Source organism: Tepidimonas aquatica (assembly GCF_007556585.1).
In the GTDB taxonomy this organism is placed as follows: domain Bacteria; phylum Pseudomonadota; class Gammaproteobacteria; order Burkholderiales; family Burkholderiaceae_C; genus Tepidimonas; species Tepidimonas aquatica.
This window is the reverse complement of sequence record NZ_VJNA01000049.1, coordinates 1-7,540: the sequence shown is the minus strand read 5'-3', so window position 1 is coordinate 7,540 and position 7,540 is coordinate 1. Positions and strand designations below refer to the sequence as shown.

The following is a 7,540-nucleotide window of genomic DNA, read 5'->3' as shown; positions in this document are numbered from 1 at the left end:
CGGGCTGTCGATCCGGGCGGCTTGTCAAGCCTTTCGGATCAGCCAGGCCTGCTACCGCTACGAGGCCCGGCGCGACACCGAAGACGAGGAGATCGCCCAGTGGCTGCTGCGGCTGACCGACAATAACCGCACCTGGGGCTTGGGGCTGTGTTTCCTGTACCTGCGCAACGTCAAAGGCTTTGCCTGGAACCACAAGCGGGTGTACCGGATATACCGGCAACTATCGGCGAAGATCGGATTTGTTCCAAAAGCGACCCCATAATCATCCGGGACATGACAAAACCCAAGCAGCGAGGGGTTGCAAAGTAAAGCCTGTAGCTGCTACACTGTTACCCCTATGCGCAAATGGCTGGCCATCGTCTTGCTGGTGTTCTTGCCGCTTCAATTCAGTTGGGCGGCAGTGGCCAGTTATTGCCAGCATGAAACCGGAGCTGCGGCCAAGCACTTCGGCCACCATGCGCATCAGCACAAGGCGGCCGACGGCCAGGATGCCAGCCCTGATCCGGCCAAGACCCTGGGTGGCGATCCTGATTGCGCGTCCTGTCATGCCGGGTGCTTCTCGGTCTTGTCAGGGGATGTCAAGCTGGCGTCGCCGGTCAGCCCGTCCCTGGATACGGGGTATCCCCCGGAGCACCTTGCTGCGCCTCCACCTGAACGTTTAGAGCGCCCTCCGTGGCGTGTCCTCGCCTGATCGGCGGGGAGCGCGTTCCTTTCCCTTCGTCCTCACCCCTGCCGTCGCGCATGGCGCGCTACGGTATCCAGCCGGCTTCGCGCGGCTGATGTGATGACGTTGCTGGCGATCATCTGGATCGCCCCCCCGCCGATTCCCTTGTGTATTTCAAATCACTGGAGAATCGGATGCTGAAGGATATTCACAATTACAACGCGAGGGCGGTTGCGGCAGGCTTGCTCCTTGCGCTCATGACGGGGACGGCTTTCGCTCAGTTATTGCCGACGGCACCAGCTCTTGGGCAGAGCGCCAACGGCGTAGAGCAGATTGAAGCAGCAACGCCCCTGACCCTGCAAAAGGCCGTCGCGCTGGCTTTGGAGGCGAATCTTGACCTGACTGTCGCCCAACGGGAGATCGAGGCCGTGGAGGGCCAGGTAATTCAGGGACGAGTACGTCCTAATCCCGAGCTGGCGTACTCGCTCGAAGACCAACGCACGCCAACCCGCACGCAAAGCGTCCAGATCAATCTGCCCATCGAGCTGGGGGGCAAGCGCGCTGCCCGCATTGCCGCGGCAGAGCGAGGGCGTGACGTCGCAGTTGAAGAACTGAACACGCGGCGCGTCGAAATTCGTGCCGCCGTGGTCGCTGCCTTCTTCGAGACTTTGGCGGCACAGGAACGCGCAGCATTGGCTCAAGCCAGTGTCGATCTGGCAAAACGCGCTACCGATGCTGTTGCCAAACGCGTGGCAGCGGGCAAGGTTTCTCCGGTCGAAGAAACCAAGGCACGGGTAGCCGAAGCAGGTGTGCGAGTCGAATTGGCACAGGCCCAGAGCGAGCAACGCAATGCTCGGGCACGCTTGGCCAGTTTGCTAGGGGCCAACCCACCGCGATTTACTCTCGTGTCGGGCAACGTGGAAGAGCTTCCGGCTGTCCCTTCGCTCGACAACGTCCAGCAGCGCCTGTCCACTTCGCCAACGCTGCGCCGTATGCAGCTGGAGGTTGAGCGCCGCAGGTCGTTGGTCGATGTAGAGCGCAGCAAACGGATACCCGACGTCACATTCAGCCTAGGGGTGAAACGCCCCACCGAACTGCAGCGCAATCAACTGCTGTTCGGTGTTTCCGTCCCCTTGCCGCTGTTTGATCGCAATCAGGGGAACTTGTTGGAAGCGTTGAAGCGCGAAGACAAGGCGCGGGACGAACTCCAGGCGTTGAACGTGCGAGTCGGCACTGAAGTGATGCAAGCCCGCGAGCGGCTGGACGCCATTCGCAGGGAAGTCGAGGTCTTGCAACGGGACGTACTCCCCGGGGCTAAGAGTGCCTACGACGCAGCCACCATCGGATTCGAGAACGGCAAGTTCAACTTTCTAGAAGTGCTAGACGCGCAGCGCACCTACTTCGCCGCCAAGTCCCAATACCTCAAGGCACTGGCCGAAGCGCATCGCGCGGCGGCGGACATTGACCGGGTGCTCGGCGACTCCACCCCGAATGCCGACAAGCCATCCAATCAGGAATGAATATGAAAATCGACACAAAAAAACTGAACATCAGCAAAAAGCAGTTGGTCGCCATCGCTGCAATTGCCGTGACTGGCGTAGTGCTTGGCACCGCCATTCTGAGCAACAAGACAAGCAAGACGGCGGAAGATGATGGCCACGGTCATGGCAGCCACGTTGAAGCGAAAGCGCACAGTGATGGTGAGCACCACGGCAAGACGAGTGGCGATGGGCACGATCATGACAAAGGCCACGCTGACGGCGAGCACCACGAAGGCCCCAGCAAGGGGCCTCATGGCGGCAAGCTGTTCAAGGAAGGAGATTTTGGGCTGGAGGCTTTGCTGGCCGAGGACGGAGGCGAACCACGCCTGCGGATCTGGCTGTTCAGCAAAGATAAGCCGCTTCCAAACAATGCAGCCAAAGTCAGCGCCACCATCACGCGCTTGACCGGAGAGACGCAGACCCTCAACTTTGCACCTGACAAGGACAGCCTGGTGAGCCGTGAGGTGGTGCCCGAGCCACACGCGTTCGAGATCAGCATCGTTGCCCAGACTGCCACCGAGTCCTTCATGTTCGTCCTGAACCAAGAGGAAGGGAAGGTCGAGCTTAGCGATGCACAAATCAAGGCCGCATCCATTGGCATCGACACGGCAGGTCCTGCGCGCATCAAGTCTGTTTTGCAATTGCCAGGCGAAATTCGTCTGAATGAAGACCGGACTTCGCACATTGTTCCGCGCATTGCGGGTGTGGTCGAGAGTGTGCAGGTCAGTCTGGGGCAGGCGGTCAGACGAGGCCAAGTTTTGGCCGTCATCGCCAGCCCGGCGGCATCAGAGCTGCGCAGCGAGTTGCAGACAGCACAAAAGCGATTGACCTTGGCCAAGACCACGTATGAGCGTGAAAAGCGGCTCTGGGAGCAGAAGATCTCTGCCGAGCAGGACTACCTGCAAGCCAAGCAAGCCTTACACGAGGCAGAGGTCGCCGTGGCCAACGCCCAGCAGAAGCTGTCCGCCTTGGGTCTGACATCAGGATCTTCGGGGGGGCTCAATCGCTTCGAGCTGCGCGCGCCATTCGACGGCTTGGTGATTGAAAAACATCTCAGCCTCGGTGAAGCCGTCAAGGAAGACGCTGCCGTGTTTACCGTGTCCGATCTGGGGCAGGTTTGGGCTGAAATCAACGTGCCAGCCAAGGACTTGCCGCTGGTTAGAGTCGGCGAAAAAGTGACCATCAAGGCAACTGCATTCGATGCCAGCGCTACTGGCGTCATCACCTTTGTTGGGTCGCTGATTGGCGAACAAACCCGTATGGCCAAAGCCCGAGTGGTATTGGCCAACCCGAAAGGTGCTTGGCGTCCTGGGCTGTTCGTCAACGTGGAAGTGACCTCCTCTGAGGCTGACGTGCCCGTGACAGTGGCCAGTGATGCCATTCAGACCGTCGGCGGTAAGCCAGTGGTGTTCCTAAAGGTGAATGGGGGATTCATTGCTCAGCCCGTGCAGTTGGGCCGCAGCGATGGCAAGCGCGTCGAGGTGTTGCAAGGGCTCAGAGCCGGGGCACCGTATGCGTCGGCGGGCAGCTTTGTTTTGAAGTCAGAGCTTGGCAAAGCCTCTGCCGAACACACCCATTGATACCGGAGCGACACACATGTTTGAAAAACTCATTCGCGCAGCCATCGAGCACCGATGGTTGGTGTTGCTGGCGGTCTTTGGTATGGCTGCCATCGGCGTGTTCAACTACCAAAAGCTACCGATCGATGCTGTCCCGGACATCACCAATGTCCAAGTGCAGATTAACACCCAAGCGCCGGGATATTCCCCTCTGGAAATCGAGCAGCGTGTGACTTACCCGATTGAGACCGCGATGGCGGGCCTTCCCAACCTGGAGCAAACCCGTTCCCTGTCCCGCTATGGACTGTCACAGGTGACCGTGATCTTCAAGGACGGCACCGACATCTACTTTGCGCGCCAATTGGTCAACGAACGCCTCCAGGAGGCCCGGGACAAACTGCCTCCCGGAATCACTCCTGCAAAGGGGCCCATATCGACAGGCTTGGGCGAGATCTACCTGTGGACGGTCGAAGCCAAGGATGGTGCGAAGAAGCCTGATGGCCAACCCTATACGGCCACCGATCTGCGCGAGATTCAGGACTGGATCATCAAGCCACAGTTGCGCAACGTGCCCGGCGTCGCAGAAATCAACTCGATTGGCGGCTTTGCCAAGGAATACCAGATCTCGCCGATACCCGAGCGACTTGTCTCGCTGGGCGTCACCTTGCAGGACATCGTGACGGCATTGGAGCGCAACAACGGCAACGTGGGCGCGGGCTATATCGAAAAGCGTGGCGAGCAATATCTGATTCGAGCGCCCGGTCAGGTCAAAACCTTGGAGGACATCAGCAACGTGATCGTCAGCAGCGTCGGTGGTGTGCCGATCCGGGTGCGTGACGTGGCCGAGGTTGGGCTGGGGCGTGAACTGCGCACGGGTGCCGCCACAGCCAACGGGCGCGAAGTGGTGCTGGGCACGGCCTTCATGCTCATCGGGCAAAACAGCCGAACGGTTTCCCAGGCCGTCGACAAAAAAATGAAAGAAATCAACCGCAGCCTGCCTGAAGGCGTGCATGCGGTCACCGTTTACGACCGTACCGTGTTGGTGGATAAAGCCATCAGCACGGTGAAGAAGAATTTGTTGGAAGGTGCGATCCTGGTGATCGTGATCCTGTTCCTATTCCTGGGCAACATCCGCGCGGCCATCATCACGGCGACCGTGATTCCCTTGTCAATGCTGTTCACCTTCACGGGGATGGTGACCAACAAGGTGAGTGCCAATCTGATGAGCCTCGGGGCGCTGGACTTCGGCATCATCATCGACGGAGCGGTGGTGATCGTCGAGAACTGCGTGCGACGCCTGGCCCATGCACAGGCGCACTACGGCAGGCCGTTGACGCGGGCGGAACGCTTTCACGAGGTGTTCCTGGCATCGAAGGAATCACGCCGCGCGCTGCTGTTCGGGCAACTCATCATCATGGTGGTCTACCTGCCCATCTTCGCCCTGACGGGGGTGGAAGGGAAGATGTTCCACCCGATGGCGTTCACGGTGGTGGCTGCACTCGTGGGGGCCATGATCCTGTCGGTGACCTTCATTCCGGCTGCGGTCGCACTGTTCATTGGCAACCGTGTCAGCGAAAAGGAAAACTTCTTGATGGTGCAAGCCAAGCGCTGGTATGGCCCGCTGCTGGATCGCGTGATGGCAGCCAAGGCTGTTGTGTTGGCTGCCGCAGCCGTGGCAGTGGTGCTGTGCGGCCTGATCGCCACCCGAATGGGCAGCGAGTTCGTGCCCAGCCTGAACGAAGGCGATTTCGCCATCCAGGCGCTGCGCATTCCGGGCACCAGCCTTTCGCAATCGGTTGCGATGCAGCAACAACTGGAAGCCACGCTGAAGGCCAAGTTCCCCGAGATCGACCGCGTTTTCGCGCGCACCGGCACGGCGGAAATCGCGTCCGACCCCATGCCGCCGAACATTTCTGACGGCTACATCATGCTCAAGCCAATGTCAGAGTGGCCTGAGCCGCGCAAGTCGCGCGACGAATTGCTGGCGGCCATTCAGGAGGTCGTGGGCAAGATACCGGGTAACAACTACGAATTCTCCCAGCCGATCCAACTTCGATTCAACGAACTCATCTCGGGGGTGCGCAGCGATGTGGCGGTGAAGATTTTTGGCGACGACATGGATGTCTTGAACAAGACGGCCGAGGAGGTCTCGTCCATGCTGCAGAAGATTCCCGGCGCTTCCGAAGTCAAGGTGGAGCAGACCACCGGCTTGCCGATGCTGACCGTGAACATCGACCGCCAGAAAGCCGCGCGCTATGGGCTGAACGTGGCCGACATCCAGGACGCCGTGGCCACCGCCATCGGTGGGCGCGAGGCCGGCACGCTGTTCGAGGGCGACCGCCGCTTCGACATTCTGGTGCGCTTGCCCGAGTCCTTGCGTAATGACTTGGAAAGCATGAAGCGCCTGCCGATTCCTCTGCCGCGCGCAACGGGTGGCGCGGGCGGCGGCGAGGGCCGAACCAACTTCATCCAACTGGCCGAGGTGGCGAGCTTCGAGCTGGCGCCCGGCCCCAACCAGATCAGCCGGGAAAACGGCAAGCGCCGCATCGTGGTCAGCGCCAACGTGCGCGGCCGTGACGTGGGTTCCTTCGTGGCCGACGCCGAGGCAGCGCTGGCGCAGGTCAAGATTCCCACAGGCTACTGGACGAGCTGGGGCGGCACTTTCGAGAACCTGCAATCCGCCACCCAGCGCTTGCAGATCGTCGTTCCGGTGTCGCTGCTGCTGGTCTTCGTGCTGCTGTTTGCCATGTTCGGCAATGTCAAGGATGGCTTGCTGGTTTTTACCGGCATTCCGTTCGCACTGACCGGCGGCATCCTGGCGCTGTGGCTGCGCGACATTCCCATGTCCATCTCGGCCGCCGTGGGCTTCATCGCGCTATCGGGCGTTGCCGTGCTCAATGGCCTGGTGATGATTTCCTACATCCGCAGCTTGCGAGAGGATGGAACACCTCTGGACGCAGCTATCCGGGAGGGAGCATTGACTCGTTTAAGGCCTGTGTTGATGACTGCCTTGGTGGCATCGCTGGGCTTTATCCCAATGGCTATTGCCACGGGAACCGGCGCGGAGGTGCAGCGTCCTTTGGCTACCGTGGTCATCGGAGGCATCCTGTCTTCCACATTGCTGACGCTGTTCGTGCTTCCGATTCTGTATCGGCTGGCTCATCGCCCAGACGAAGAATTAGAGGATGTCACTATCGAACCGGTGCATCCACAGGCTACCTCCGCTACTCAGAATTCATAAAACAGTCTTTTGATCTGATTCTTAACCTAAACTTTTGAAAGGAAAACTCATGAAATTGATTTCGACCACCTTCGCTTTGATGTTGATAGCATCGGGCATCGTATTCGCCGCAGACAAACATGACCATGGTCATGAAGACAAACCTCTGCATGGTGGTTTGGTCGCGGAGATCAAGGATGTCGATTACGAGCTCGTAGCCAAATCCGAGGTGCTGCAGTTGTACGTGCGCGATCACGGAAAGCCGGTTGATGTCAGCAAGGCAACAGCAAAAATCACTTTGCTCTCAGGAAGTGAAAAACAAGAAGTTGAACTGAAGCCATCGGGTGACAGGCTTGAAGCCAAGGGCAGTTTTAAGGTCACGCCTGGCACGAAGGTTGTCGCGCAGGTGAATCTTGCAAGCAAGGCAACGGTAATCCCCCCGAAATCCAGCGCTCCGAGAAGTAGAGCTATGCGGCCATGGCCAGCCGCTGTTTTGGGGTGATGCCGCCCAAGGCCATGTTCGGGCGCTCGTGGTTGTAGCGCCACATCCATTGCG

General features: G+C 59.5%; 5 protein-coding genes and 1 pseudogene. All 6 read left to right on the top strand.

Going from position 1 to position 7,540, the window contains the following annotated elements; translation table 11 throughout:
* Positions 1-250 (top strand): annotated as a pseudogene (locus Taqua_RS13280) (IS3 family transposase); the annotation flags it as partial.
* A gap of 87 nt (positions 251-337) precedes the next feature.
* Positions 338-691, top strand: a complete 354-nt coding sequence (locus tag Taqua_RS12425) for a hypothetical protein (protein WP_144326918.1) — start codon at positions 338-340, stop codon at positions 689-691.
* Between the two features lie 167 nt (positions 692-858).
* Positions 859-2,184 (top strand): TolC family protein, encoded by a 1,326-nt coding sequence (locus tag Taqua_RS12420; RefSeq protein WP_144326917.1) that lies wholly within the window; start codon positions 859-861, stop codon positions 2,182-2,184.
* Between the two features lie 2 nt (positions 2,185-2,186).
* Positions 2,187-3,785, top strand: a complete 1,599-nt coding sequence (locus tag Taqua_RS12415; RefSeq protein WP_144326916.1) for an efflux RND transporter periplasmic adaptor subunit — start codon at positions 2,187-2,189, stop codon at positions 3,783-3,785.
* 16 nt (positions 3,786-3,801) lie between these two features.
* On the top strand, positions 3,802-7,005 hold the full coding sequence (locus Taqua_RS12410) for a CusA/CzcA family heavy metal efflux RND transporter (protein ID WP_144326915.1): 3,204 nt from the start codon (positions 3,802-3,804) through the stop codon (positions 7,003-7,005).
* A 49-nt stretch (positions 7,006-7,054) separates the two neighbouring features.
* A complete protein-coding gene (locus tag Taqua_RS12405) occupies positions 7,055-7,486 on the top strand; it encodes a hypothetical protein (protein ID WP_246094723.1) in 432 nt (143 codons plus the stop codon).
* The last annotated feature ends 54 nt before the right edge of the window (positions 7,487-7,540 follow it).